The sequence below is a fragment of the Nostoc sp. UIC 10890 genome, from assembly GCF_054786515.1.
The window spans coordinates 5118359-5145096 of record NZ_JBSGKF010000001.1 but is presented as its reverse complement, the minus strand read 5'-3'; the positions used below and the strand labels follow the sequence as shown (position 1 = coordinate 5145096).

23 protein-coding genes are annotated in these 26738 nt (G+C 41.5%); 11 read left to right on the top strand and 12 right to left on the bottom strand.

Annotated elements, in window-relative coordinates:
- Positions 1–176: 176 nt before the first annotated feature.
- On the bottom strand, positions 177–3137 hold the full coding sequence (gene uvrA / locus ACWATR_RS21230) for an excinuclease ABC subunit UvrA (RefSeq protein WP_460336673.1): 2961 nt from the start codon (positions 3135–3137) through the stop codon (positions 177–179).
- A gap of 182 nt (positions 3138–3319) precedes the next feature.
- Here uvrA and ACWATR_RS21225 point away from each other — a divergent pair, with 182 nt between their 5' ends.
- Together ACWATR_RS21225 and ACWATR_RS21220 are read left to right on the top strand one after the other, a co-directional pair.
- The gene (locus ACWATR_RS21225) at positions 3320–4087 is read left to right on the top strand and encodes a Uma2 family endonuclease (protein ID WP_460336670.1); all 768 of its coding nucleotides are present in this window, start codon (positions 3320–3322) and stop codon (positions 4085–4087) included.
- A gap of 109 nt (positions 4088–4196) precedes the next feature.
- Positions 4197–4325 (top strand): hypothetical protein, encoded by a 129-nt coding sequence (locus tag ACWATR_RS21220; protein ID WP_460336668.1) that lies wholly within the window; start codon positions 4197–4199, stop codon positions 4323–4325.
- Here the strand turns inward: ACWATR_RS21220 and ACWATR_RS21215 are convergent.
- From ACWATR_RS21215 to ACWATR_RS21200, 4 genes are all read right to left on the bottom strand, one after another.
- A complete protein-coding gene (locus ACWATR_RS21215; protein WP_420759842.1) occupies positions 4291–4680 on the bottom strand; it encodes a VOC family protein in 390 nt (129 codons plus the stop codon). The genes ACWATR_RS21220 and ACWATR_RS21215 overlap by 35 nt on opposite strands.
- Before the next feature lie 134 nt (positions 4681–4814).
- Entirely contained in the window at positions 4815–5351 is a 537-nt protein-coding gene (locus tag ACWATR_RS21210; protein WP_460336664.1) for a GAF domain-containing protein, read from the bottom strand.
- A gap of 1190 nt (positions 5352–6541) precedes the next feature.
- Positions 6542–7726, bottom strand: coding sequence for an NAD(P)H-quinone oxidoreductase subunit H (locus ACWATR_RS21205; RefSeq protein ID WP_194041009.1), 1185 nt, complete (start codon positions 7724–7726; stop codon positions 6542–6544).
- Between the two features lie 399 nt (positions 7727–8125).
- On the bottom strand, positions 8126–8941 hold the full coding sequence (locus tag ACWATR_RS21200; protein WP_460336660.1) for an ester cyclase: 816 nt from the start codon (positions 8939–8941) through the stop codon (positions 8126–8128).
- Positions 8942–9409: 468 nt separating this feature from the next.
- Here ACWATR_RS21200 and ACWATR_RS21195 point away from each other — a divergent pair, with 468 nt between their 5' ends.
- From ACWATR_RS21195 to ACWATR_RS21185, 3 genes are all read left to right on the top strand, one after another.
- Positions 9410–9625 carry a hypothetical protein gene (locus tag ACWATR_RS21195; RefSeq protein ID WP_460336657.1) on the top strand — a complete coding sequence of 72 codons (216 nt, stop codon included), beginning with the start codon at positions 9410–9412 and terminating at the stop codon, positions 9623–9625.
- Positions 9626–9887: 262 nt separating this feature from the next.
- Positions 9888–10781, top strand: coding sequence for a 16S rRNA (cytosine(1402)-N(4))-methyltransferase RsmH (gene rsmH, locus ACWATR_RS21190; RefSeq protein WP_460336654.1), 894 nt, complete (start codon positions 9888–9890; stop codon positions 10779–10781).
- A gap of 128 nt (positions 10782–10909) precedes the next feature.
- Positions 10910–11116 (top strand): glycogen debranching protein, encoded by a 207-nt coding sequence (locus tag ACWATR_RS21185; protein WP_179065182.1) that lies wholly within the window; start codon positions 10910–10912, stop codon positions 11114–11116.
- A gap of 282 nt (positions 11117–11398) precedes the next feature.
- Here the strand turns inward: ACWATR_RS21185 and ACWATR_RS21180 are convergent, their stop codons facing one another.
- On the bottom strand, positions 11399–11545 hold the full coding sequence (locus ACWATR_RS21180; RefSeq protein WP_460336651.1) for a hypothetical protein: 147 nt from the start codon (positions 11543–11545) through the stop codon (positions 11399–11401).
- 48 nt (positions 11546–11593) lie between these two features.
- On the opposite strand from ACWATR_RS21180, the gene ACWATR_RS21175 reads away from it, so the two are divergent.
- Positions 11594–12148: a methylmalonic aciduria and homocystinuria type D protein gene (locus tag ACWATR_RS21175; protein ID WP_460336648.1), complete on the top strand. Its 555-nt coding sequence runs from the start codon at positions 11594–11596 to the stop codon at positions 12146–12148.
- Positions 12149–12328: 180 nt separating this feature from the next.
- A complete protein-coding gene (locus tag ACWATR_RS21170) occupies positions 12329–13282 on the top strand; it encodes a heme-dependent oxidative N-demethylase family protein (protein ID WP_460340579.1) in 954 nt (317 codons plus the stop codon).
- On the opposite strand, the gene ACWATR_RS21165 is transcribed toward ACWATR_RS21170, so the two are convergent.
- From ACWATR_RS21165 to ACWATR_RS21155, 3 genes are all read right to left on the bottom strand, one after another.
- Entirely contained in the window at positions 13192–13881 is a 690-nt protein-coding gene (locus ACWATR_RS21165) for a leucine-rich repeat domain-containing protein (protein ID WP_460340576.1), read from the bottom strand. The two genes, ACWATR_RS21170 and ACWATR_RS21165, sit on opposite strands and share 91 nt — an antisense overlap.
- A 286-nt stretch (positions 13882–14167) precedes the next feature.
- Positions 14168–15184, bottom strand: a complete 1017-nt coding sequence (locus ACWATR_RS21160) for a potassium channel family protein (RefSeq protein ID WP_460336645.1) — start codon at positions 15182–15184, stop codon at positions 14168–14170.
- Between the two features lie 94 nt (positions 15185–15278).
- Entirely contained in the window at positions 15279–16487 is a 1209-nt protein-coding gene (locus ACWATR_RS21155) for an RNA-guided endonuclease InsQ/TnpB family protein (protein WP_460336641.1), read from the bottom strand.
- A 478-nt stretch (positions 16488–16965) separates the two neighbouring features.
- Between ACWATR_RS21155 and ACWATR_RS21150 the strand changes: the two genes are divergently transcribed.
- The 3 genes from ACWATR_RS21150 (at position 16966) to ACWATR_RS21140 (ending at position 20439) form a co-directional block, all read left to right on the top strand.
- Positions 16966–18753: an ABC transporter substrate-binding protein gene (locus tag ACWATR_RS21150; RefSeq protein WP_460336638.1), complete on the top strand. Its 1788-nt coding sequence runs from the start codon at positions 16966–16968 to the stop codon at positions 18751–18753.
- A gap of 214 nt (positions 18754–18967) precedes the next feature.
- Positions 18968–19360, top strand: a complete 393-nt coding sequence (locus tag ACWATR_RS21145; RefSeq protein WP_435024248.1) for a carboxymuconolactone decarboxylase family protein — start codon at positions 18968–18970, stop codon at positions 19358–19360.
- Between the two features lie 263 nt (positions 19361–19623).
- Complete coding sequence (locus ACWATR_RS21140; protein ID WP_460336635.1) at positions 19624–20439, top strand: alpha/beta fold hydrolase; 816 nt, start codon at positions 19624–19626, stop codon at positions 20437–20439.
- 41 nt (positions 20440–20480) lie between these two features.
- Here ACWATR_RS21140 and ACWATR_RS21135 read toward each other — a convergent pair whose 3' ends face one another.
- From ACWATR_RS21135 to ACWATR_RS21125, 3 genes are all read right to left on the bottom strand, one after another.
- On the bottom strand, positions 20481–22067 hold the full coding sequence (locus ACWATR_RS21135) for a hydantoinase B/oxoprolinase family protein (RefSeq protein ID WP_460336632.1): 1587 nt from the start codon (positions 22065–22067) through the stop codon (positions 20481–20483).
- Between the two features lie 89 nt (positions 22068–22156).
- Positions 22157–24277, bottom strand: coding sequence for a hydantoinase/oxoprolinase family protein (locus ACWATR_RS21130; RefSeq protein WP_460336629.1), 2121 nt, complete (start codon positions 24275–24277; stop codon positions 22157–22159).
- Between the two features lie 580 nt (positions 24278–24857).
- The gene (locus tag ACWATR_RS21125; RefSeq protein ID WP_069074674.1) at positions 24858–25298 is read right to left on the bottom strand and encodes a Crp/Fnr family transcriptional regulator; all 441 of its coding nucleotides are present in this window, start codon (positions 25296–25298) and stop codon (positions 24858–24860) included.
- 584 nt (positions 25299–25882) lie between these two features.
- On the opposite strand from ACWATR_RS21125, the gene ACWATR_RS21120 reads away from it, so the two are divergent.
- Positions 25883–26554, top strand: a complete 672-nt coding sequence (locus tag ACWATR_RS21120; protein ID WP_460336626.1) for a cadmium resistance transporter — start codon at positions 25883–25885, stop codon at positions 26552–26554.
- The last annotated feature ends 184 nt before the right edge of the window (positions 26555–26738 follow it).

Here is a 26738-nt window from a genome sequence, read left to right as displayed (position 1 = left end):
ATAATGCGAAATTGATCTTTTTTTGACTTGTGTGTACACCGTAGCTTTCTAAGAGAGAGAAATAGAAGTGAGGTTTTCCAGATGCCGTGAAAAGTCAGGATTAACCGGGCATGATATTAGATAAATTTAACACCTTGAATATACTCATAAGGTGCGTTAGCTTTCACCAAAGCATCCTACGACTTCTTCATTGCTGGATACTGCTGCAACACTTGCTGCAAATATTGCCCAGTATAAGACCTGGGATTTTTTGCAACTTCCTCTGGTGTTCCCACAGCAATTAATTCTCCGCCTTTATCGCCACCTTCTGGCCCCAAATCTATCACCCAGTCAGAACAACGAATTACATCTAAGTTGTGTTCAATGACTAATATTGAATTACCTTTATCTACCAATCGTTGCAACACATCTAACAATTTGTGGACATCGTAAAAAGATAACCCTGTTGTCGGTTCATCTATTAAATAAAGTGTCTTACCTGTGGCACGTCGAGATAGTTCTGTTGCCAATTTTACCCGCTGCGCTTCCCCACCAGATAAGGTTGTCGCAGGTTGTCCTAATTGGACATAACCTAACCCGACATCAAATAAAGTTTGCAAACGTGCGATCGCTTTGGGGATATTCTGAAAAAAGTCTAAACTCTCCTCAACTGTCATTCTCAGGACATCAGAAATAGACTTATCTTTATACTTCACCTGTAACGTTTCGCGGTTGTATCTTGCACCCTTACAAATTTCGCATTGCACGTAAACATCCGGGAGAAAGTTCATTTCAATAACATTCACACCCTGTCCACTACAAGCTTCGCAACGTCCACCTTTAACGTTAAAAGAAAATTGTCCCGGTTTGTAACCCCTAGCTTTGGCTTCTACTGTTTGGGAAAATACATCTCGAATGGCATCGAAAATTCCTGTGTAAGTTGCAGGGTTAGAACGTGGTGTGCGTCCAATGGGAGATTGATCGATAACGATCGCTTTATCAATGGCGTTTAATCCCTGAATTTTATCCAAATGTCTGGGTAAAGGAACTTTCTTTGTTAAATGGTGTTGCAGAGATGGGTACAGTAATTCGTTAATCAGGGTAGATTTGCCAGAACCAGACACACCAGTAATGGAGACAAGTTTACCTAGCGGAATGTCTACATCTATATTTTGTAAATTGTTGCGATGAGCATTTTTAATTCCCAAACTGCGCCCATTTCCTTCTCGGCGTTCTGCTGGCGTGGTAATTACTCGCCTTCCTGATAAATACGCACCCGTCAAAGAATCTTCCGCTGCTAATAACGCCTGAAAATCACCTTGGGCGATAATATTTCCGCCGTGAATTCCTGCACCAGGGCCAATATCAACTATATAGTTAGCGGCACGAATTGTTTCTTCATCGTGTTCAACGACAATTAATGTATTACCCAAATCGCGCAACTTAGTTAAAGTTTTGAGCAATCTGCCATTATCTCGTTGATGCAAACCAATACTCGGTTCATCTAAAACGTAGAGGACTCCCGTTAAACCAGAACCAATTTGCGTTGCTAGACGAATCCGTTGGGCTTCGCCACCGGAAAGGGTCATGGCGGGACGGTCAAGGGTAAGATAATCTAAACCTACATCCAACAAAAATTGCAATCTCGCTTTGATTTCTCTCAGAACTAAATCAGCAATTTGTAACTGGCGATCGCTTAACTTAAATTGCTCAATTCTCTCCCGACAATCCCGAATTGAGACGCTAGTTAATTCTAAAATTCCATATTGACCCAATTTCACTGCCAAGGCTTCCGGTTTTAACCGTTTTCCATGACAAACTTCACAAGGTTGATCAATTAAATACTGCTCTAATTTTTGCTTAACTAATTCCGAACCACCCTCATATTGTCGTTGCAAAATTGGAATAGCACCTTTAAAACTCTGCTTCCTCTGTGCTTCTGCGGCTCGTTCATCTTTCTCTCCAAACAAAATGATTTGCTGCTGTTCTTCTGTTAGCTTGCTCCAATTTGTCTGTAATTCAAACCCATAAATCTGTCCGACGCTATAGAGTAATTCCAGATAATACGAATTATCTTTTTCTGACCAAGGCGCGATCGCAGCATAAACTGGCGCTTCCCAGTCCGGTACGATCAAGTCTGGCGCAAATCTCCTCAAAGTCCCGATTCCGTGACAGTGCGGACAAGCACCATAAGGCGAGTTAAAGGAGAACAATCGCGGCGATAGTTCCTCCATTACCGCGCCATGTTCTGGACAAGCAAAATTTTCCGAAAATACTAATTCTTCTTCTTTGTCATTTGTCATTTGTCCTTTGTCATTTGTTGTTTGGTCTTGGTTATCACTAATGACAGATGACGTAGGCGCTTCGCCTTCCCGCAGGGTATGACTAATGACAATACTGGCAATCCCACCCGATTGCTTGAGACACGTAGACAGAGAATCAACCAAACGCTCCTGAATATCAGCCTTTTTCACCAAACGGTCAATTACCACTTCGATGGTGTGGGTAAAATTTTTATCCAATTCAATCGAATCTGACAGTTCGCGGATCTCGCCATTGATTCGCACGCGGACAAAACCTTGGGATGCCAGACTTGACAAAAGCTTACGGTGTGTGCCTTTTTTACCCCGAACAACGGGTGCAAGAATTTGGAAGCGGGTGCGATCTGGTAATTCCATGATGCGATCGCACATCTCATCGATTGTCTGGGGTGCAATACAGCGATCGCATATCGGACAATGGGGTTCGCCAGCCCGACCAAATAATAGCCGCAAATAGTCGTAAATCTCTGTCACCGTACCGACAGTGGAACGGGGATTATGAGACGTTGACTTTTGGTCAATAGAAATTGCTGGACTTAAACCTTCAATTGCCTCCACATCCGGCTTATCCAACTGTCCTAAAAATTGCCGTGCGTAGGCGCTGAGGGATTCTACGTAACGACGTTGCCCTTCAGCGAAAATGGTGTCAAAGGCTAGAGAAGACTTACCAGAACCAGAAACGCCAGTAAATACAATTAGGCGATCGCGTGGCAATTCCAAGTCAATATTTTTCAGATTATGCTGCCTAGCACCCCGAATCCGAATGGTATTCTGGCTGTTGTGGCTGGGGTTGGGAAGATGTCCATTCAAGGATGCTGCTAGCTGTTGGTCTGACATATTGGGCGGCAAAGAAGGAGTTTCTTATGAAACAGTCCTTAATAATACTATCTTTAATCAGTTTATAGTAGAACAATCGTACTGTTTTAATTAGTTATCATTCCAGATTCATGCCGCAGACATCCTTAAGAGTCTGCTAATTTGGAAGCATCCCGATTAAATATCCTTCTGAGGGCGAAGCTATGGTATTGCAAATCCAACCGCCGACCCAGCCAGAGGTCATCTACCCAGATAGTGACGGACAACCAATTGCTAACAGTACCATACAGTTTGGCTGGATTGTAGAAATTAAGCAGAATATCGAGTGGCTATTTGCTGACGATCCAAATGTATTTGTCGCCGGGGATTTGTTTTGGTATCCAGTAGAGGGACGCAACAAAATTGTTAACGCCCCAGATGTGATGGTGGTATTAGGTAGACCAAAAGGCGTAGGCGTAGCCCGTCGTAGACATCGCTTGTGCTACCAACAATGGAAAGAGGAGGGAATTGCACCGCAAGTAGTGTTTGAAATTCTTTCTCCGAGCAACACCCAAACTGAAATGGACAAGAAATTACTTTTCTACGATCGCTATGGCGTGGAAGAGTACTACATTTACGATCCTGAGAAAAATAATTTGCGTGGATGGTTGCGTAGCGAGGATGGGTTAGATGTCATCCCCCAAATGGAAGATTGGATGAGTCCCCGTTTAAAAATTCGGTTTGCTTTATCAACAGAGGGCTTACAGTTATATCGCCCTGATGGAGAACGGTTTTTAACTTATACAGAAATTTCTCGTCACGCCGAGCAAGAAAGGCAACGAGCTGAACAAGAACGCCAACGGGCAGAACTTGCAGAACAAGCTAGAAGAGATGCCATACCCCGATTATTGCAAATGAATTTGACCATTGAACAGATTGCCCAAGCTTTGGGATTGTCAGTGGAAGAAGTGCGAACCCTTGCTCAGGAGTAAAGCCGTATGCAATGATTAGCAGTTCAGTTAACAGCGTTGGCAGTAGAACCAGAGCCTTGACCAAACAATTTGCAATTCGCAATTCGCAATTCGCAATTGCGAATTGGAAATGACTCGGAACGGAGATTCAGAACTGCGATCGCGTTTTTTTCTGTATCAAGCGATCGTCAGCCCAATCAATCGTGTTCAAAGCAACTTACTACTTAGCCACTCACCAACGACACCAGCACGCCATTGAGATCGCGGACACGAGCAATAGTTTTTCCTCCAGGCTGGGTTTTAGGAGCATCTAATGCTTTTGCACCAGCCCCGATCGCTCTCATGTAAGCGCTACCAACATCAGGAGTGATAAATGATATTTGAATTAATGTCGGTGGTTGTGTAGCGTCGTTAGGATGGCAGCCACCAGGAAATAACTTTTGTGCTTCGCTACTAGAAGAGAAAGCTAATGTGGTGTTTCCGGTTTCGATTTCCGCCCACATAGATTGTCCTTTATCCTGGAGGGTGCGACGAACTAGACCAAAGGCTTTTTCGTAAAACTCAACGGTTTTAACTACATCGTCTACCCAAATAACCGTGTAACCAAATTTCATAATTCTTTCTCCTTATCTAGAAAAAATTGAGGGTTTCAAACCCACGGAGGTGGGTAAAGTCTCGTGTAGACGCGGTTTCTAACCGCCCTTTTAACTACGAATGACAAATGACGAATGACAAATGACGAATTATTTTAACTCTCCAAAATATTGCAATCCGTTGCTAGAGTTTGTGCCCCTGCTTGCATCATTTCTATATCTGATGGTGACCAATCATGAGGCCCTTGACAGTGATGTGCTACTAGCAATCCCCATAATCCTCTGGGGATGACAATTGGTGCAACCAAGTTGGCGCGAACCTGCATATTGCGGAGAAAATCTCGGTGACAAGGCTGGATTGGCTCTAATTCAATATCAGCGATCGCTCTTACCCGTCCTGCTAAGTATAAAGCAGCATACTCGTTGTTAAAACAATCATCTGGGCCAGTGGAACCAAGTATTGAGAATTCTTTAGAACTCAAAGATTCAAAAGTCACTTGTCCTTCCCACTGCCCGTAAAAATAATACAACACCACCCGATCAACCTGAAGCGATTCTCTGAGTTGATTGGTCGTTTGCCGGACTAACTCATCGCGCTGCATTGATCTAACAAGGCGATTGAGCAAATTTTGCAAACCCTGTTCACGGCGATCGCGGCTATGGTTAAATTCGGAGTGAGGATGAATTTGCACGGTTCTAAAATTACGACTAAGTAAATGCTGCTGGACTTATATGGTAATTTATTACACTTTATTTAAATACATTATTGTATTTATAGCAGCAATTCCATTTTAACGAAACATAATCGTAGTCAACCTTTTTAGTAAATTTAAAATAAATTATTAAGAAACTACAATTTTTAATTCGCACCAAAGATAATTCAAAATTATAAATTTAGTATTAAGAATTTTGGAAATTTACAAATAATATGTTTTGTCTTTCCCTAGCTTGAGGCAATAAATATACTTCAAACTCTAATGTAAGAATTTAGTTTGTATTCCTCGTTACAAATATTAGAGGATGTTTGAAAAATCTTTTTCAGGGTAGCAAAACATTTTAGATCCCCCTAATCCCCCTTAAAAAGGGGGACTTTGATTCTGGTTCCCCCCTTAAAAAGCTACGGTGTACACACAAGTCCTAAAAACCTTGTTTGATAGGACTTTCCTCCTTTCCTCGTTCCTCGTTCCCAGTCTCCGACTGGGAATGCATTCATTGAGTCTCTGACTCAATATCTGACTAGAGGCAGAGCCTCTAAATCAGGCATTCCCAGTCGGAGACTGGGAACGAGATCAAACGAGATCAACGAGAAAACAATGAATGGAAAATCAAGCTTTTTTCGACTTGTGTGTACACCGTAGCTTAAAAAGGGGGGGGATCAATAAGGTTAAGCTTCAGAGATACTACGGAAAGTTATTGAGTTATCTAAAAGCTGACTTATTTATATGCAAGTGAGATTTTTAATCGTCAAGTATATTTGCTGATTACTTTATCAAAATGCTTAATTACTTTCTTCAAATACCTAATTGCTTTCTCAAAATACTTAAATGCTTTCTCAAAATGCCTAATTGCTTACTCAAAAGGCTTAAATGCTTTCTCATTTCGGTAGATTTAGCAAGCAAAAGGAGATATTGCTTTCTCAAAAGGCTTAAATGCTTTCTCATTTCGGTAGATTTAGCAAGCAAAAGGAGATATTGCTTTCTCAAAATGCTTAAATGCTTTCTCATTTCGGTAGATTTAGCAATATAACAAAGACGCGATAAATCGCCGTCTCTACAAAGGGCTAATTATTGTAGAGACGGCGATTCATTGCGTCTTAAAAAATTATAAAAAAAGAGCAGTTGCATAATACAACTGCTCTAAAAAATGTTTAGATAGATATTTTCTACCTATCCACAGACCCCATAATTACGTCAACACTACCGAGAATCACCACAATATCTGCAACCTTCATCCCGCGGAGTAAATGTGGAACAATTTGGAGATTGTTAAAATCTGCGGCGCGAATCTTCCAACGTGCAGGGAAGACATTATCATCGCCAACCAAATAAATCCCCAATTCACCTTTACCACTTTCTACACGGGCATAGATTTCACCTTTGGGCATCTTGAAAGTGGGGGAAACTTTTTTACCGATGAATTGGTAATCAAATGCGTCCCACTCAGATTTTTTACCTGCGGCTAGACGTTTTGCTTCCAGATTTTCGTAAGGGCCGCCAGGAAGTCCTTTAATTGCTTGGCGAATAATTTTCACAGATTCGCGCATTTCCCGCATCCGCACTACATAACGGGCAAAGCAATCACCGGCTGTTTCCCACTGCACATCCCAGTCGAAATCGTCGTAGCATTCGTAATGGTCAACTTTCCGCAAATCCCATTGCACGCCAGATGCGCGTAACATTGGGCCAGAAAGTCCCCAGTTAATTGCTTCTTCACGGGTGATAGTCCCAATACCCTCAACACGTCGCCGGAATATGGGGTTATCGGTTACTAAGCGTTCATATTCATCAACTTTAGGTAATAGGTAGTCGCAAAATTCCAGACACTTATCTACCCAACCGTAAGGTAAATCCGCTGCTACTCCACCAACGCGGAAGTAGTTGTTATTCACCATCCGATAACCTGTGGCAGCTTCCCACAAATCATAAATCATCTCCCGTTCCCGGAACTGGTAGAAGAAGGGAGTTTGTGCGCCTACGTCAGCTAGGAAGGGGCCAAACCATAGCAAGTGGTTAGCAATGCGGTTCAACTCCAGCATGATGACGCGGATGTAGCTAGCGCGTTTGGGAACAGCGACACCTGCAAGCTTTTCTGGGGCGTTAACAGTGACAGCTTCGTTGAACATTCCCGCCGCGTAGTCCCACCGACTAACGTAGGGGACGTACATAACATTAGTGCGGTTCTCAGCAATTTTTTCCATTCCCCGGTGCAAATAGCCGATGACTGGTTCACAGTCAACGACATCCTCGCCATCCAGAGTCATGATTAGCCGCAAAACCCCGTGCATTGAGGGGTGGTGTGGCCCCATATTTAGCACCATCGGTTCAGTGCGGGTTTCTAGTCTGGTCATAGATTTCGTGTTCTCCTGTTGTATTCGTGTAGCGTGCCAAAGGCAAAATTTTGAATTGAACCGCGTAGATGCCAACCAGACCCGATTTATCTAGTCTGCCAAGCCAAAGTTAAGCTTGCAGGAGCAATACTTTTAAGAAAACGGCCCTTAAGGCGTCTATAATGTATTGCCCATACAGGGGTATGTTGGAGAGGGAGTGACAGAGGAGGGACTTTACTTGATGTTTAATTTTGTTGCACTTCTTCAACTATTATATGGAAGCTTGATCTGCACTTAATTAAGGCATCGGATTTTTTTATAAGGAAGATGCGGAGAGTGGGGGAGGCGGTGAAACTAGGAACCCAGCCTACCCTTCTTTACGGGAATGGGAAGGGCGAAGCCAAGGCTGGGTGGTTTACATTACCTCAACAAAGCAGCAAAAGGACAAGAACTGGCTGGAAAGTTTTTAGTTGCGAGTTCTTTTCTTTTTGTGAAAACTTGCTTGATGAAAGCCCAGAACTTTTGATATAGAGAACCAGGAGGTTGTATTCCGCCTTCTGGTTGTTTTGACTGAGATAAATTTGCTAATTTGCCACCAGATGTCAATTTGTCTAGAAAGTTATTATTGTCGTAATAGTGTTCTAAAGACAAAATTTTGAGATCATTTGTGATATGAACGACACTTATGCCAATAACCTCAATCATCTGGCCAGTCGGTGCATAATCTTTATATGCACCATGAAAATATCCCCAGTGTCGCCATTTGAAAGTAATGGTTGGTGGTGCTGAATAAATTTCTACTACTTCCCATAAGAAACCATCAGGGAATGCTGTATGAAATAGATTGGTTGAGGTTTCAAAATTTTCCTCAGAAGCTCGATAATGTTGTGTATTGCCAATCAACAGTTTATAAGTACCTGATTGGACTAAATCTGCAACTGTGTATTCAGTGCCACCATTGGTACTCATGCGAAACTTGTCTTGGACAATAGTCAACCATTCAGCAGGATTGGTTTTGAAATTTGCTTCAACATCAAAACTTCGCACTAAATTTTGTACAAGTGCTGCTAGTGAACCTTGAGGGTGATTGTATTTACTTTCACTAGCTAGCTTTTCATTAGAACGAGTGTAGTCTGGCTTTTTACCATAGCGCCATTGAACATTCTGACTATATTCCAGAACTGTATCTCTGTTCTGTAACCAAAGGGGAAGATTATTGTTGTCAATTGAACTCATAAATACCTCTGCCCAAATGTGACTGTGAAACAACTGTCAATACCGATACACACTCAGATTTCGCAGTGATAACCCCTCTAATTTTGCAGTAGTAACCCATACAGTTTTGAGTGCAAGTTGAAGAAATAAACAACTGTGGTATTAGAACTGCTTGCCATTGCATCTACAACAATAATTGCACTATAAAGCCAGTCAACACCAGGGAAGTTCTGGAAGTTAACGATTGTCAAGTTAACTTTGACAAAACAATATACTGCCAGCTTTTATTAGCAATTTTTTCAGCCTTCTCAACAAACAAAAGTATTGTGATTGGCAAAGTTAATTAAAATCACAAAAGATCCTGAAGTTCAGGATTTTTATATGCGTCTTTAGCTAGTGCTTTGAGAAATAGGCAACGAATGAAACAGACATATCGTTACTTCATAGCCGATTCTGTATTATGTGTTTCTTGCGAGTAATTACACCCTAATGAATCAGCAGCAATCAAGAAGTAAACGCAAAGTCATACTAACAACATTAGGATGGCAGCGACTCCAAGAGGCACAGCGAAACTGGGAGAATGAGAAAAATTTTGGTGTCACTTATACCATTGAAGCCTTAAGCGATCGCACAGGGTTAGATTCATCCACAGTTTCTAAGGTGACGGATCGAGAAGCAGGGGTGGATACAATACGGTTCGGATAAGCTTTTTCACTTTCCTTGTGGTCTGGGGAAAGGGGAAGGTGGGGCCCCCTCTGGGGATAAGGGGCGGGGGAAAAGGGTAAAGGATGTATTCAAAACCTTTCTCCTTTAACCGAACCGTATTGGGGGTGGGCAATAAGGCTATGAAGCCTCTCGTACTTAGTCTCTTAGTGGTTTAAAAACTATTTTTAATTAGGAACACACAAAGACACAAACAAAAGAATACATAATTAAAGTTCATCTGTGGTTTTTTGCCCTAAGTCTCATGAATCGTCAGCTAGCTATTGAAGAACCGATATTTTCCCATCTACCAGTGTTACCGCAAGAAGTGATTGCAGGTCTAGCGGTATCTCCAGGAGGTCATTATCTTGATACGACGGTAGGCGGTGGAGGTCACAGCCGCTTGATTTTAGCAGCCGCACCAGATGTAAAATTAACGGCAATTGACCAAGATGAGGATGCTTTAGCAGCAGCGAGGAAAGAATTAGCTGAGTTTGGCGATCGCGTACAATTTATTTACAGCAATTTTGCTGACTACGAATTTCCCCCCAACACTTTCGACGGTATCTTAGCCGATTTGGGGGTAAGTTCTTACCATTTAGACCAAGCAGAAAGGGGTTTCAGCTTTCGCCAAGCCGCGAATTTGGATATGCGAATGGATCGGGGGCGATCGCTAACTGCTGCTGATGTGATTAATAATTGGGATGAAGCAGAATTAGCAGATATTTTCTTTAAGTACGGTGAGGAGAGATTATCGCGGCGCATTGCTCGTCGTATTGTAGAACGGCGACCGTTGCACACGACTACAGAATTAGCTGATGCGATCGCTTCTTCAGTTCCCCCCAAATACCGTTATGGGAGAATTCACCCCGCTACTCGTGTTTTTCAAGCTCTGCGAATTGTCGTTAACGATGAGTTAAAATCTCTCGAAACCTTTTTAGATAAAGCACCAAATGCCCTTGTCCCTGGCGGCAGAATTGCGATTATCAGTTTTCACAGTTTGGAAGACCGTCCGGTGAAGCATGGTTTAAGAAATTCACCTTTATTAAAAGTCTTGACAAAAAAACCAATTATTGCTCAAGAAGAGGAAATTGGGAAAAATCCGCGATCGCGATCGGCCAAACTGAGAATAGCAGAAAAAGTTTTGAGTGTTGAGTAAGAGGAGTAGATTCGATAATTGGGATTAGTTCACTACTTGTTACCAATTTTACTCTATAACTTTTGACTCTAATAGTATTCTAAAATAACGAATAGCTTTTTTCGCTACAGTTTCCGAGGAAATATTCCATGACTATTTGGGTAAATGAGCAAATTGATCCGTCTGGGATGATTCATGCCTGTATTGCCACTTGTAATGAATCTCAAGCCAAAGATTGTCATGATTCTTTTGAGAATAATTTGACTGAGATGCAAAAGGCAGCAGGTTGGGTAGCGCGATTGCGGACTGTCGATTCTTGGGATGAAGTGCCTGTTAATTCTTTAAAACTCAATTAATTGAGTGCTATCGAAACTAGGCTAATAGCTCTAAGTTTTTCCCAGCAGATAAGATTGCCTTTGTCTTTTCTGCTCACCTTTAAGCGAAACTCCGACGCGCTTTGCTTCACCAGACGACTGTTTAACCCAACTTTGCTGACAGTTAGACCATTCTGGTTTTAACTGCAAATTCTCTGAGATGGAGGTCTTTTTTTGGGATTTTGATCGAAGATATTTTAAGAGCGTAAGCGTAGTCCGCCATAGGCATCGCTTGTCTAACACACGCTGCATCTATGCCAATACCTACAGCGATCGCAGCAAATCCCATGAGAACAGGTTAATAAAGGATAAAATTCGGATTAAAATTACCAAATTATTAGCAACTACTTCTAAAAAAAGTAACTTAATATATAAATTAGATGATTTTTCTGAACTTTTAAGAGGTATCATCTATACCGTAGATTAAATTAAAAAACTTGTATAAGCCGAATCAATTTAGTGAACTATCCCAAAGTTTACACTTCGGAGCAAGCCTGTCCCATTAATTTAGTTGGCGAAACAGGACAAGCGGTTCAAATTTCAATTCATGCTCCCAGTCAATATATCTGTGCCAACTGCGAACGGATATTACCAGATTGGAAACGGCAGCCATTTTTACGAGTAGTGATTGTCTTGCAACAATCGCGTTATCAATTAGTCGAAAAAACAGCAGAAGTAGAGTCAGAGAAAGAACGCCTGCGAGAAAAATTTATGAGATTTGGCTGTGATTTAGCATTTAATCTGCGCGATCGCGGCTATTTAACAGACCTAATCGACCCTCGTACAGGCTATCCTTTACTGTCTCATCCCGGAGCAATTCCCCACGATGACACAGCAGTTGTCAAAGCTTTGCTCAACTATCCAGTGATTAAAAATCAATGCCGTGTGTTAATTCATCCCGATTGGGGTGCAGCAGTTTATCCTAGCATCTTGATATCAGAAGCTCCCCCAATTGTGATCGAATGGGTTACAAAAGGCATAGCATCTATGCATGGGTGGAAAGAAATTGATTAGTCATTAGTCATTGGTCATTGGTCATTGGTCATTTGCATGGGTTATTTCTCCCTCATACCTTTATGTATGTTAGAAATGGGTATGTAAAGACGCATAGCAGCACCTGTGTCTCCAAACAAATTCTTCCAGGAAGCTAGGACAGTCGAAGCCTCTAGTAGTGCGGCTTGCTATTTCCCCCTCATGAGTGGACGCTACGAAGTCAAGCCGGGGATGATGGCTTTTGGTTCCTGTTTTGGTAACACTCCGGCTGATCAGCAGGTATTTCAAATTGATGATAATTTTACCCACTACCGTCAGATTAAACTTTTAGCCCGTGGGGAACGGTTGAACAAGTACTACCAAACCTGCAATTATTCTCAGGCTGTGGCAGGTGCGATCGCTCGTTTGATAATTAATCGCCTCACCCAAGAACACCCAAATCATTTTCAGTGCCAAAAGTCAATAGATAACACTGTGGTATTTCACAGCCAACTCACCAAAGAAACCATCTATTTAGATGCAGAGTTGCAGTTACAGAAAGTCGAGGGTAGTCCAGTTTTTCCCACTTACGTCTCTACTCTGGATGCTTTAGCAACGCAGGTACAGGAAGACCTGACAATTATTTGCCGTTCTGCTGATGGTAGCAACTGGCTGAGTGCAGTTCATCTCTGCTATCCTAACCACTGGTCAGCTGAGGAAAAAATTGGCAAGGATTTTGCGACGATACATGCACCTGTGGCTGGGATGGAAAAAATAAATCGGCGAGGGGGTGCGATCGCTCATACAATGATTACCCACAAACCAATGGTGCGCTTTGCTTGGGGTTTGAGTACCGACACTCGCCTTAACCACCATCCCGAACCACCGCCTGGTGTGTCAGTTAGCCAATGGGAAGGTAGAAGCTTTGATTCACAGCATCCCCAGCTTTATCTGCGAATTGAGCGCCAAGTTATTTGGGGAGTACCGGAGTATGCAGCAGCCCTGTTTAGTATTCGTACTTACTTTAGAGATTGTGGCGTAGTGAGAAAAGACCCAGTGTTACGGTCTAAGCTGTATGCTGCAATTCAGTCAATGACACCAGAAGCTTTAGTATACAAAGGTTTGGTAGAAAGTAAAGCTAGTATTTTGGAGTGGCTAGAGAATGCATCAAATTGACAAATAGACTTTGGTTTTACAGGACAATTTTGGGGTAAGATCGAGTTATTCTTAATATTAAGAAAAGTCAATTTTGTCAGAGCGGACAAAGGCTTGATATTGCTGATTTTATTTGAGCCGAGATCGAGAACAATTAAATTAGTCAGAGCAGACAAAGGCTTGATATCGCTGATTTTATTTGAGCCGAGATCAAGAAAAGTCAAATTAGCCAAAGTGGACAAGGGCTTAATCTCACTAATTTGATTCAAATTCAGGGGGAGAATAGTCAAATTATTCAGAGTAGACAAAGACTTGATATCGCTGATTTTATTTGAGCCGAGGTCGAGAACAATTAAATTAGTCAGAGTAGACAAAGGCCTGATATCGCTGATTTTATTTGAGTGGAGCAAAAGATGAGTCAAATTAGTAAGAGTAAACAAAGGCTTGATATCACTGATTTGATTTGATCTCAGGGAAAGAGAAGTCAAATTAGTCAGAGCAGACAAAGGCTTGATATCGCTGATTTTATTTGAGTTGAGGGAGAGAAAAGTCAAATTAGTCAGAGAAGACAAAGGCTTGATATCGCTGATTTCCTTTCCAAAGAGATCAAGATAAGTCAAATGACTCAGCTTTTGGTTAGCCTGATTGCAATTTTTAGTCTGGGCCTTTTCTAGCAGTACCTCAACAGTATGTTTTGTCTGGGGAGGTAAAGTTGATTTCTGCTCACACCAATCTGTAAAGCTTTTGGCAGTTGCCAGAGGAGCAGCAATAGTCTGTGTGGTGTAAAATCCCAAAGTAAAAGTGAATATTGTGGTGATGCTTAATGTAAGTTTTATTGCATGAAGTTATACTTTTAATGTATGCAATTACACTATATATAGATTATTTAAAGCTTGGTATAAAAAACTAGCTACTTTTCGGTCGTCGCAATTTCTGAGAACCAATTGGGCCGAGAATTTGGTTCAGGCTACGCAACTGTTCTGCTGTACCCATACCAATTAGCCGATCGCCTGGCATTAACACCGTATCACCCGTAGGGCCACCGATTAAAGTCCCATCAACACGGCGAATTGCCAGAACTAATGCCCCAGATTGCGATCGCAATCTCGCTTTTTGCAAACTCTGACCCACAAAGGGACAAAAAGCCGGGTCGAGTAAAAATTCTTCCATATACAACTGACGGTCTGCACCTGTCAAAATCCCGTCTACAAAATCCAACACTTGGGGTCTGAGTGCCGCAGCAGCCATCCGTTTCCCGCCAGTAATGTAGGGGGAAATCACTTCATCTGCGCCACCGCGTCGTAACTTCTGCAAAGCTTCTTCTGTACTTGCGCGGGCAATCACCCGAATTTCTGAATTCAGTGTTTTGGCTGATAAAACAATATATAAATTTTCGGCATCGGAAGGGAGTGCTGCAACAATACACATCGCCCGTTCAATACCAACTTTCAGAAGTGTGTCATCTAGGGTAGCGTCACCTTGGTATGCTGTATAACCTTCTAGTTGCGCCCTTTGTACCGATTCCATGTCCGAATCAATCACTACAAAAGGTACGTCTTCTGCCCGAAATTCCTTAGCAATTTGACGACCAGTTCGACTAAATCCACAGATGATGTAATGTTCTGATAGGGATTCCATTAACCGCCTCTGTTGTTGTAGCCGAATTCCTTCTTGAAAGTAGCCTTGAATAATCGCTTCTGTAAATCTATTGACAATGTAACCGATATTGACTACACCCAACAAAATCAGGGCAATTGTAAACAATCGTCCTCGACTACCCAGTGGATGCGTCTCTCCATATCCCACAGTTGCGAGAGTGATAACTGTCATGTAAGCCGCATCTTCCCATGACCAACCCTCCACTAGGCAGTACCACAAAGTGCCAATTAGCAGAACACCGCCAAGAGCGATCGCCCCAGCCATTAACTCCTTTTGGATACGTTTATATTTTTGCTCAAGTGTTGAAAATGACGTAACAATAGTACTTCTAGCCTAATTTTTCTAGTTTTCTAGTGAACTACCCACACTGACCTGACGGTACAGTGTGGGCTTCCTGTCCAGCAGAAAGCGCAGTAGTAGATTTCTTGCGTCCTCTATTACTCCGACTTACATCTGGGCGACAGGCTTTATCCCCCATTCCAGAGGTCAAAATCCGTAGTCCTTCATCTCGAAGGTTAATACTGGCGTTAATATCCCTATCATGCTTAGTTTTGCAATTCTCACAAGTCCAGAATCTTACATCAAGAGGTAAACTACCTTTCTTGTTTAGGCAAACATGACAGGTTTTGGAACTAGGGAAAAATCTATCTACTTCTTGGTAAATCTTTCCTTCCATTTCTGCCTTATATTTCAGCATTGTGCAAAACATTCCCCAACCAACCTGATGGATGGATTTAGCTAGGCAGTGGTTTTGCATCATGCCCTTAATATTAAGATTTTCGACCACAATTACTTGGTTTTCGTTAACTATCCTACGAGATAGTTTGTGCAGAAAATCTTCACGGCAGTTAGTAATTTTTCTGTGAACTCTAGCAACAATATTTCTAGATTTAATACGGTTATTAGAACCTTTCTGCTTTCTAGATAATTGCTGCTGTTTGAGTTTTAAATTTCTCTCATGTCTATTTAGTATTCTAGGATTGTCAAACTTAGATCCATCACTCGTAATAGCAAAATGAGCCAGTCCCAAATCAACACCTATAGCTTTACCATCCGTACTACCAACTGGTTTATCCTTGCCGTCATCAAATAGAATAGCTGCAAAGTATTGGTTAGAACAGTTTTTAGATATAGTTACAGTCTTAACTTTTCCTTCAATAGGTCTATGAATTATTGCTGACACATCCCCTATCTTGGGGAAGGTTAAGTAACTGTCAGCAATCCTTACATTTTGAGGATACTGTATTGACTGTTTATTATGCTTTGACTTGAAGTTCGGATATTTTGCTCTTTTTTCAAAGAAGTTATTAAAAGCCACTCCCAGATTTAAGCAGACTTGTTGTAAGCACTGCGAGTAAGTCAAAGCCAGCCAGTCATGCTCTTTTTTAAGTTGCGGAATTAGCTTTTTGACTTCATATCCAGATAGTCCAAAACCAGTTTCTTTGTATGTTTGGTTCATCAAGTTCAGGCAATAATTCCACAGCCAACGACAAGAACCAAAAGCTTGTGCTAGTGATTGCTGTTGTTGGGCATCTGGATATAATCTGACTTTAACTACCTTTAACATTTAGAGCAAAATCAATTTACTATAAATCATAGTAACACAATATTTTGCTCGTCTCCTCCATGTCCAAATCCATTGATTTCGCTTACGCTCAATATCAGTTAGAGGACTGTCGTCGTGTTTCACGCGCAATTCATCTCACGCTCCCCTGACGGGTGAGACGTGAGGCTTCTTGCTATTTCAGCTAAATAACTGGGCAAGAAGAAATCAAACTAAGTTACGCAACGTAAAATTAATGAAATAGTTACGTTAAATCATCACAAAGACGCGATTTATCGCCGTCAAGACGAAAGACTCATTATTGTAGAGACGGCGATTTATCGCGTCTCTTGCCTTAACCGCCCCAAAACAGCCTTTGTAAAACCAGCTGAAAACACTGCCCAGTGCGTAGGCCTTGCCCCCGCAGGCATCGCCCCAGCTATTAACTGTTCAATACCATACTGTACTGTGTAGATAGTAGCTGTAAGGTAGATAACTAGAGATGATCGCTGCTGTTGTTCGACCTCTGAATTTGGTAGTTGGTTTGCTGCTATCTTGTTGTTTCTTGCTCACAAGCTGTCACCCGACACAGATGAAAAGCAAAGTATCTCAGGTAGCTCAATTAGTTTTAGTTTCGCTAAGTGACCCGACTACTTTTAACTATGCCATTAATGACTCTCCCTACAGTGTTTTTCCTTTAATTTACAAGGGATTGATCGATGAGAATGTTATCACTACCAAATTGGAGCCAGGACTAGCAGAATCTTGGTCAATCTCTGCCGATCAAAAGAGAATTGTTTTTACATTAAAAACAGGTTTAAAATGGTCAGATGGTGAACCTCTCACGGCAGATGATGTAGTCTTTACCTATCGAGATATTTATCTTAATAAAAAAATTCCTACTTTATATAGAGATTTTTTACGTATTGGCAACACAGAAACTTTCCCATCAGTGCAGAAACTAGATGATCTGCGAGTTGAGTTTACTTTTGTGGAACCTTTTGCCCCTTTTTTGAGATATGCCGAAAGACTAGCAATTTTGCCCGCTCATGCCTTGCGTTCTTCTGTATTATCCAATGATGCCAATGGTAATCCTCAGTTTCTTTCAATGTGGGGAACCAATACTGATCCGCAAAAAATTATCTCCAATGGGCCTTACAAAATAGAAAGCTATACTCCTTCTGAACGGGTGATTTTACGACGTAACCCTTATTACTGGCGCAAAGATATTCAAAAAAATCCTCAGCCTTATATTGAACGTATTGTCTGGCAAATTATTGCTTCTACCGAAAATCAGTTACTCAGATTTCGCTCAGGGGAACTGGATAATTTAAATGTGACACCAGCAGTATTTGGCTTACTCAAGAAAGAGGAAAAGCGAGGCAAATACATTATTTACAATGGTGGAACCACTGCGGGTTTTAGCTTTGTGGGTTTCAATCTCAACCAAGCTCGCGATCGCAAAGGTAAGCCTTTTATAGATCCGATTAAATCTCGATGGTTTAATAACTTAGTTTTTAGGCAAGCAGTCGCTTATGCCATTGACCGCAACCGCATGAAAACTAATATCTATCGCGGTTTAGGTGAAATCCAACATTCGCCAATAGCTGTTCAAAGTCCCTATTACTTGTCCCCAGCAGCAGGGTTAAAAGTTTATGATTATAATCCCCAGAAAACCAGGCAGATGTTGTTAGAGGCTGGTTTTAGGTACAACTCCCAAAAAGAACTGTTAGACCAAGATGGAAATCGCGTGCAATTCAATCTCTTGGTGAAATCGGAAGATCAATCAAGAATCGATGCCGCAGTTCAAATCCAACAAGACCTCAGTCAAATTGGTATCAAAGCAAATATGCAGGTAGTCAGTTTTAATGTAGTCTTGCAAAAACTACTCTCTCGTCGAGATTGGGATTGTTATGTAGGTGCGTTTGGTGTTCCTGGTGCAGATGTTGAACCTAACCTTCTATCTTTATTTTGGACTAGTCAAGGCTCATTTCATCAGTTCAACCAAGGTGCTGCACCAGGAAAACCCCCACTCCAAGGATGGGTAGTTTCTGAATGGGAGAGAGAAATTGACAGTCTTTTTAGCGCAGGAGTCAAAGAACTAGACCAGAACAAGCGAAAGGCGATTTATGACAGATTTCAGCAAATCGTTGCTGAACAGTTGCCGATATTCTGCCTTGTGAATCCAATCTCATTTCAGGCAGTGCGTGAACGTGTCAATCCCATCAAGTTTTCTGCCTTGGGGCCAACTTTTTGGAATATTGATGAACTGAAAATCACAGAAAAATAACTAATTCATAATTCGTATAGATCACCCTCGATAACAAGGACGCTACGCCTCTGCAAATTGCCTGTCGCTCATACTCTTGCTCAAGCGTTGAGTACAAAATTTTTTTCACCACCGCCATGCCTTTGAGGTTATATAAGCGTTAGCCTAAGAAGAATTCCCAATCCCCAATTTATCTAGAGTCCCCATAAAAGTTTCAGTTACCCTGAATCAAAACATGACTAAGCTGATCGAATACGAAGAAGCCAGCGACGAAGTACGTGCAGTGTATGATGACATCCGCGTTACACGTCAAAATGACTATATCAATAACTTTTGGAAAGCCATAGCCAACCATCCCCCCACCTTACAACGAACATGGCAAACGCTAAAGGAAGTGATGACCAGCCCTGGTGAGATTGATCCACTAATGCGCGAACTGATTTATATTGCAGTCAGTGCGACCAATGGCTGTGAGTACTGCATTGCCTCGCACACAGCTGCGGCGCGTGCCAAGGGTATGAATGATACTATGTTTGGGGAACTAATGGCGATCGCAGCCACAGCCAACATGACCAATCGCCTCGCCAACGGCTATCAGATTCCGGTAGACGAGAAATTCAAGACATAGTAGTATCGCCTCCTCGGCCATTGGTGTCAACTTAGCGTAAAAGCCAGCCTAGAACTAGCTTTTAGTTTGCCTCGTTCCCAGTCGGAGACTGGGAATGCTCATCGTTGAGGCGGAGCCTCCCTGATTGGCGGCAGAGCCGCAATTGAAGTGCATTTCCAGCCAGAAGCTGGAAACGAGATTTGAAAAGGGTTTTAGCTTAAGTTGACACTAATGCTTCTCGTCTATACCCTACTTAAAAATAAGGTTTAGCAGAATTATTTATTATGCCCAAGGTTCAGATTAACGGGATTGATTTGTTCTACGACATTAAGGGAACGGGTGAGCCTTTGCTATTAATAGCTGGCTTTCTTTGTGATCATGCTTATTGGTCGCTGATTATGCCATCGCTGGTTTCGCAATATCAAGTCATTCGCTTGGATAACCGAGGTATGGGGAGAAGTTCTGCTCCCGAAAGTCCCTATAGTTTGGAACAGATGGCTGATGACATTGCAGGATTGCTTGACCACATCGGAATTAATCAGGTGCATCTAGCTGGTCATTCAATGGGTAGTCAGATAGCCCAAGAACTAGTGTTAGCGCACCCTGAAAAGGTAAAAAGTCTGATGCTACTTTCATCTTTAGCAAAAGGTGATGCATTATTCAACAGCATCATTGAGACTTGGGGCGAACTTCCTAGTAATGTAGACTTAAAACTTTATGAAAAAGTCGTATTGCCCTGGATATTTACAGATGCGTTTTACTCGATTCCTGGAATGATCGAAGGTCTGATTGAATTTGCCATCAGATATCCTTTCCCGCCTGCAACTCATTCGCTCTATCATCACAGCCAAGCCATCCTTGGTAGTGACACAACAAATCTTCTCCAACAAATTCATTGTCCTACCTTAGTTGTGGTTGGTAAACAAGATATTCTCACTCCCCTAAAGTTTTCTCAGCAACTTGCTCAAGGTATTCCCAATGCTGAACTTGTAGTCATCGAACGTGGTGGTCATGGCTTCTTGATTGAATCACCGGATGCTGTGGTTTCAGCTATGCTCAATTTTCTGGGGAAGTTGAAGCTAGCCTATAGCAATTTTTGATTATTTAAACCCAGTCCCCAATCCCTAATCCCCAGTCCCTTTTACGAGCATTTACCAAATCCACCACCGCCAGGAGTTTCTATTACAAAAACATCTCCAGTTTTCATCTCTACTGTTGCTGTGCTGTCTAAATTTTCTTCGGTTCCATTCTGACGTTGTATCCAGTTGCGTCCTACTTTTCCTGCTTCCCCACCATTTAATCCAAAGGGAGAAACGAGACGATGACCAGAAAGAATATTAGCTGTCATCGGTTCTAGAAATCGAATGCGGCGAACAACTCCATTACCACCCAAGTATTTTCCTTTACCACCGCTATCGGGACGAAGACTAAAGCTTTCTAAAAGAACAGGATAACGGGTTTCTAGTACTTCTGGATCGGTCAAGCGGGAGTTCGTCATGTGGGAATGAACACCATCAGTTCCATCAAAATTAATCCCCGCTCCAGAGCCGCCGCAGATAGTTTCATAATATTGATATTGCTCATTACCAAAAGTAAAATTATTCATCGTTCCTTGAGAAGCAGCCATGACACCCAAAGCACCATATAAAGCATCAACAATGGTTTGAGAAGTTTCTACATTACCTGCTACTACTGCTGCGGGATAGGTTGGGTTGAGCATACAGCCAACCGGGATAATAATTTCTAGAGGATTAAGACACCCAGCATTGAGAGGAATATTATCATCAACTAAAGTACGGAAGGCATATAAGACTGCTGCTTGAGTTACAGCTTTGGGAGCATTGAAATTACTATTTAGTTGTAGAGAAGTCCCAGTAAAATCGATGGTAGCGCTGCGGTTTTCTAGGTGAATCGTCACTTTAACTTGAATTTGTGCTCCATTATCCATTTTATAAGTAAATGAGCCATCCTTGAGAACTGCGATCGCACGTCTAACAGACTCCTCAGCATTAGCTTGCACAAATGTCATATAAGCCTGAACAGTATCAAGCTCATATTGTGAAACCATTTTACGAAGTTCTTGAACTCCCCGTTCATTTGCGGCAATTTGTGCTTTGAAATCAGCTATATTTTGGTCAGGGTTACGAGCCGGATAAGTATGATTTGAGAGGTGCTGTCTTACTGAGTTTTCTCGAAAATTTCCCTCTTCAACCAAAAGGAAATTATCAAAGAGAATTCCTTCTTCTTCTACTGTGGTACTGTTGGGAGGCATTGAGCCAGGAGAAATTCCACCGATATCGGCTTGGTGTCCACGAGAAGCAACGAAAAAGATGGGCATGGGGCATTGGGCATTGGGCATTGGGGATGGATTATTTTCACTACTTTCTAAAAATACAGGGGTAATTGCAGTGACATCAGGAAGGTGAGTTCCGCCATTATAGGGGTTATTAGATAGATAGACATTTCCCGGTTTTAGGGTGTCGCCTTTATCATTAATTAAACTACGGACACTTTCACTCATTGAGCCTAAATGTACAGGAATATGGGGGGCATTTGCTACTAATAATCCAGAAGAATCAAAAATAGCGCAGGAGAAATCCAGTCTCTCTTTGATATTCACTGATGTGGCTGTATTTTGTAACACAATTCCCATTTGTTCGGCGATAAATTGATAGAGATTTTTGAATATTTCTAAACGGATGGGATCTGGTTGAGATTTGATGTGCATTTTTGACTCCTTTTTCTAAAAAAACGCAAATATTTCACAAATATAACTGATATTTATTCTCCTCCAAATACAGATTAAGCCTGATGAATTCATCCATATTTACGCTTTACAATCAGATGATTACGTTCAGTTAATCTGGCGTTCCAGTTAGGTTCAACTACAATTGTGCCAATTTTTTCGACGACGATCGCAGGGCCATTAATACTATCTTCTGGTTGCAAATCTTCCCGTCGATAAATAGGAGTATCATGCCATTTGTTATGACTAAACATTCTGACTGTCTCAACATATACGGGAGCTTCATCTAGAAAACGGGTACGAGTAATTAATGCTTCTTCGGGAGTATCCATTTTCTGAATTACTTCTACTGAAGCTGATTCGACAATTAAGTTTTTCTCTAATTGAATAAAACCATAGCGAGATTGATGTTCAATTTCAAACTCTTGTCGCATCATTACCACATTATCGGCAAAATTAACAGTCATAGTAGAGTTAGTTCCCTCATATTTTAAGTTAATTTTTCGGACTATTTCTACTTGACTCAGTGTTTCATCTATTTCACTTCTAGCTTGAGTTTCTAAATATTTCATTAACTGCTGTAATTGAGGGATTAATGCTTGAACTAAAGGTTGTTCTACTCCCCCTTCTCTAATTGCCCGCACATCAGCTAATCCCATTCCATAAGCAGAGAGAACGCCAGCATAAGGATGTAAAAATATTGTTTTCATTCCCAAGGTATCGGCAATTAAACAAGCAACTTGCCCACCTGCACCGCCAAAACAACAAAGCACATATTGGGTAACATCATAACCTCGTTGCAGACTGATTTTTTTAATTGCATTCGCCATATTTTCCACTGCGATCGCAATAAATCCAGCGGCTACTTCTTCGGGAGTAGAATGATTTAATGTAGCGGCTTGAATATCTTGGGCTAATTGTGTAAATTTCTGAATGACAATATCTTTATCTAAAGGTAAATTTCCATCAATTCCAAAAACTGAGGGAAAATATTGTGGGTGAATTTTGCCTAACATCACATTAGCATCAGTAACCGCTAATGGCCCGCCACGCCGATAACAAGCAGGGCCAGGATTTGAGCCAGCAGATTTAGGGCCGACACGATAACTAGAACCATCAAAAAAGAGAATTGAACCACCGCCAGCAGCAATAGTATTAATTGCTAATACAGGAACTCGCATCCGCGCCCCAGCAATTTCCGAATCTAGTTGTCGTTCATACTCTCCTTTAAAGTGGGCAACATCTGTACTGGTTCCACCCATATCAAAGGTAATAACTAACTCGAAACCTGCTCTTTTACTAGTTTGAACTGCGCCAACAATACCGCCAGCCGGGCCACTTAAAATACTATCTTTACCTTGAAATTGTTCGGCTGCGACTAAACCGCCATCAGATTTCATGAACATTAATTTGACTCCGGGTAACTGACTCGCTACTTGGTTGACGTAGCGCCGCAGAATAGGAGTTAAATAAGCATCGACTACTGTTGTATCTCCTCGGCTAACCAACTTCATTAACGGACTAACTTGATGGGATACGGATATCTGCGTAAAGCCGATTTCTTGAGCAAGCTGGGCTATTTGTTGTTCATGATTGGGATAGCGATCGCTGTGCATAAAAACAATCGCACAACTACGAATTCCAGTGTGATAAACTGCTTGTAAGTCACTTTTGACTTGTTCAGTATTTATCGGTATTAATTCATTTCCTTTGGCATCATAGCGTTCATCTATCTCAATCACCTGCTCATAAAGCATGGTTGGTAAAATGATATGGCGAGCAAAGATATTAGGACGATTTTGGTAGCCAATTCGCAGCGCATCTTTAAACCCTTTGGTGATGAGAAGAACGACGCGTAGGACGGAGTCCTTGCCGCAGGCATCGCCTTTTCTTTCTAACAAAGCATTTGTTGCTACTGTTGTCCCCATTTTTACAACTTCTATCGTTTCTGTAGGAATGGGTTCGTTGTTAGCAATACCTATGATATCTCGAATACCTTGGATGGCTGCATCTTGGTATTGTTCAGGATTTTCTGAAAGTAGTTTGTAGACTATAATCCATTGATGATTAGACAAAGGGACAGTTAAAAAACGTTCAGGATGTTTTGAAAGTCCATCTATAATTGCTTGATTATTAGTAACAGCAACTATATCTGTGAATGTTCCACCACGGTCAGCAAAAACCTTCAACATTACTATGTTTCCTCGACACTATAGAGGTAGCATAACAATAGGCAGGAATATTGCTTGAAAGTTTTTTAAGGAAGAATACAGAATTCAGAATTATTTTCCCAGTCTCCAATCTCTAGTACAGCACGGCGTAAAAAAACCACCCATTCCCAATCAACAAAACCCTTACGCTGTCTTAATTTTTAATTTTTAATTTTTAATTCCGCCTTGCGGTACTAGTCCCTAGTTCAAGATTGACTTAACTGATCTCACGGCTACGAAAACATCGCAAGTCTTTCCGATAAGCTCCTGCATTCTCTCGTTTTCATGAATTGTCGTGAGGAAATATAGCGGTTCTCGCTTGGGTGCAGTACAGTTTTGACCTCTCTCCAAACCTCTCTCCTAAAAGGAGAGAGGCTTTGAATCTTACTCCCCTTTCCTTGAAGGAAAGGGGCTGGGGGTTAGGTCTGTATTTCATGCAATTGGGAACCGCTATATCATTAGTACCAAATGACTAATGACCACTGACTAATGACTAAATGGGCGGGTTGCTATACCTTCCACACCTTGAAATGATGGGATTACCGCCGATTTTCGTTGATTATTAACTCCGCAAAGAGGTCACATTCATATCATCATTCAATCTGCGAATCAGACGGGATAATTCACGAATGATATTCACTGCAATTTCGGGAGTTTCTTCGATCGCATCATACAGCTGCTCTTGCGTCAGTTCTAAAAATTCACAAGGTTCCAGAGTCGTTGCGGTGGCGGAACGAGGTTGAGTATCAAATACTGCCATCTCCCCGAAGTATTTTCCCTGTTCCACCTCTGCCAATTGTTTATTGCCAATGTGAACTTTAACTCGACCTGACACGACAATATAGAGCGATCGCCCTTCTTCTCCCTGTCGAAAGATGGTGTAATTAGCTGGAAATGACAATTCGTTCATCACTGAAGTGAGCCGCACAATAAAATCATCCCGCAATTCCTTAAAAATCGGGACTCGCCGGACAAATAATAAACGGTCAACACTGGTTAGCATAATTACAAGTTAAAATCAAACATTACTGTACATCTCAAAACTGAAGTTAGAGGGCGATTAGTCATATTAACCGATGTTGAATGCTAGCTGCCAAGAATATCCCAGGCTTTAGCATCTGACAAGGGTTCTCTTCAATAGGAGCGATGCCTACGGCGGTAAACTACGCTCTTAAACTTCTCAGATACTAACTCAGTATTAGGTATGACGAACTGCTACTTTCCTCCATACGGTTTAGTTGTCATCTAGAAAGCCCAAAACATATAGTCAATTTATTAATCACTTTTATTTATCGTTTTAAAAAACAAGAGTATTTGCTCTTATTTGGTTGAAAGCCATAATATTGACTTCATTAGCTCCCAAGGTACCTTGCTGAGAAAAAAATCACCAATTTGATTAGAGGCGTAGTTTAGCGCTATAGGCATCGCCTCCAAAACTCCTACAAATTGGAAAATTGACTGATTACTAGCGAACCTCGATTGGTTGTCGTTAAGTACAACAGTCACAAAATATCCTGAACTGCATTCACATTGAGAAGCAGAGAAGGATGTAAGACAAACAGCATTGAATTATCGTGAGCAACAATTATGAGTTGGCTAATTAGTACATTAATTATTGGAATTTCTGTCGCTTTTGCAACCACCTTTGACGACAATTTATACTTAACGGCCTTCTTTGGAAAAGTCAATCGCAGCTTTCGTCCTAAGCATATTGTTCTCGGTGAATTTTTGGGATTCACTACTTTAGTTTGTGCTAGTCTCCCTGGTTTCTTCGGCGGTATGCTTATTCCTAGCACCTGGATTGGTTTGCTAGGTTTGCTTCCCATTGCTATCGGTATCAGTAATTTCATCAGTCGAGAACAAGAAGAAGAAACAGTGCAAGCTGTGTCAGTTGACTTAACTCCTACTAAATCTGGACGCCAGAAGAAATCACTATTTGCAACCATCCGCGATCCTCAAACCTACCGCGTTTCGGCTGTCACCATTGCCAATGGAGGAAACAACATTGGGATCTATGTACCGTTGTTTGCTAGCTGCAATCTTCCAAGTTTGGGTGTAATTGTCTGTGTTTGCTATTTCACTGTTGGTACGTGGTGCTTACTCTCTTACAACCTGACTCGTAATCCTCTGATGACACCCGTTCTAACTCGTTATGGTCGGAAAATCTTCCCCTTTGTCTTGATTTACTTGGGACTCTCTATCTTGATTAAAAGTGAAACATATCGACTTTTACCTAGTTTGGCGATGCTTGGGAACTAAGTATGAGGCGATTGCCTACGGCGGTAAACTACTCCTCTAGTGGATGCTCCACGCGCAATTCTTGATGGGTGCAATGTCCCTGATGTAAGCAAAAAAATTCAGCGATCGCTTCCCATCCAAAAAGATTTATTAATCACTTCAATTTATCAATATGAATAACAATAATATTTGCTCTTATCAATCA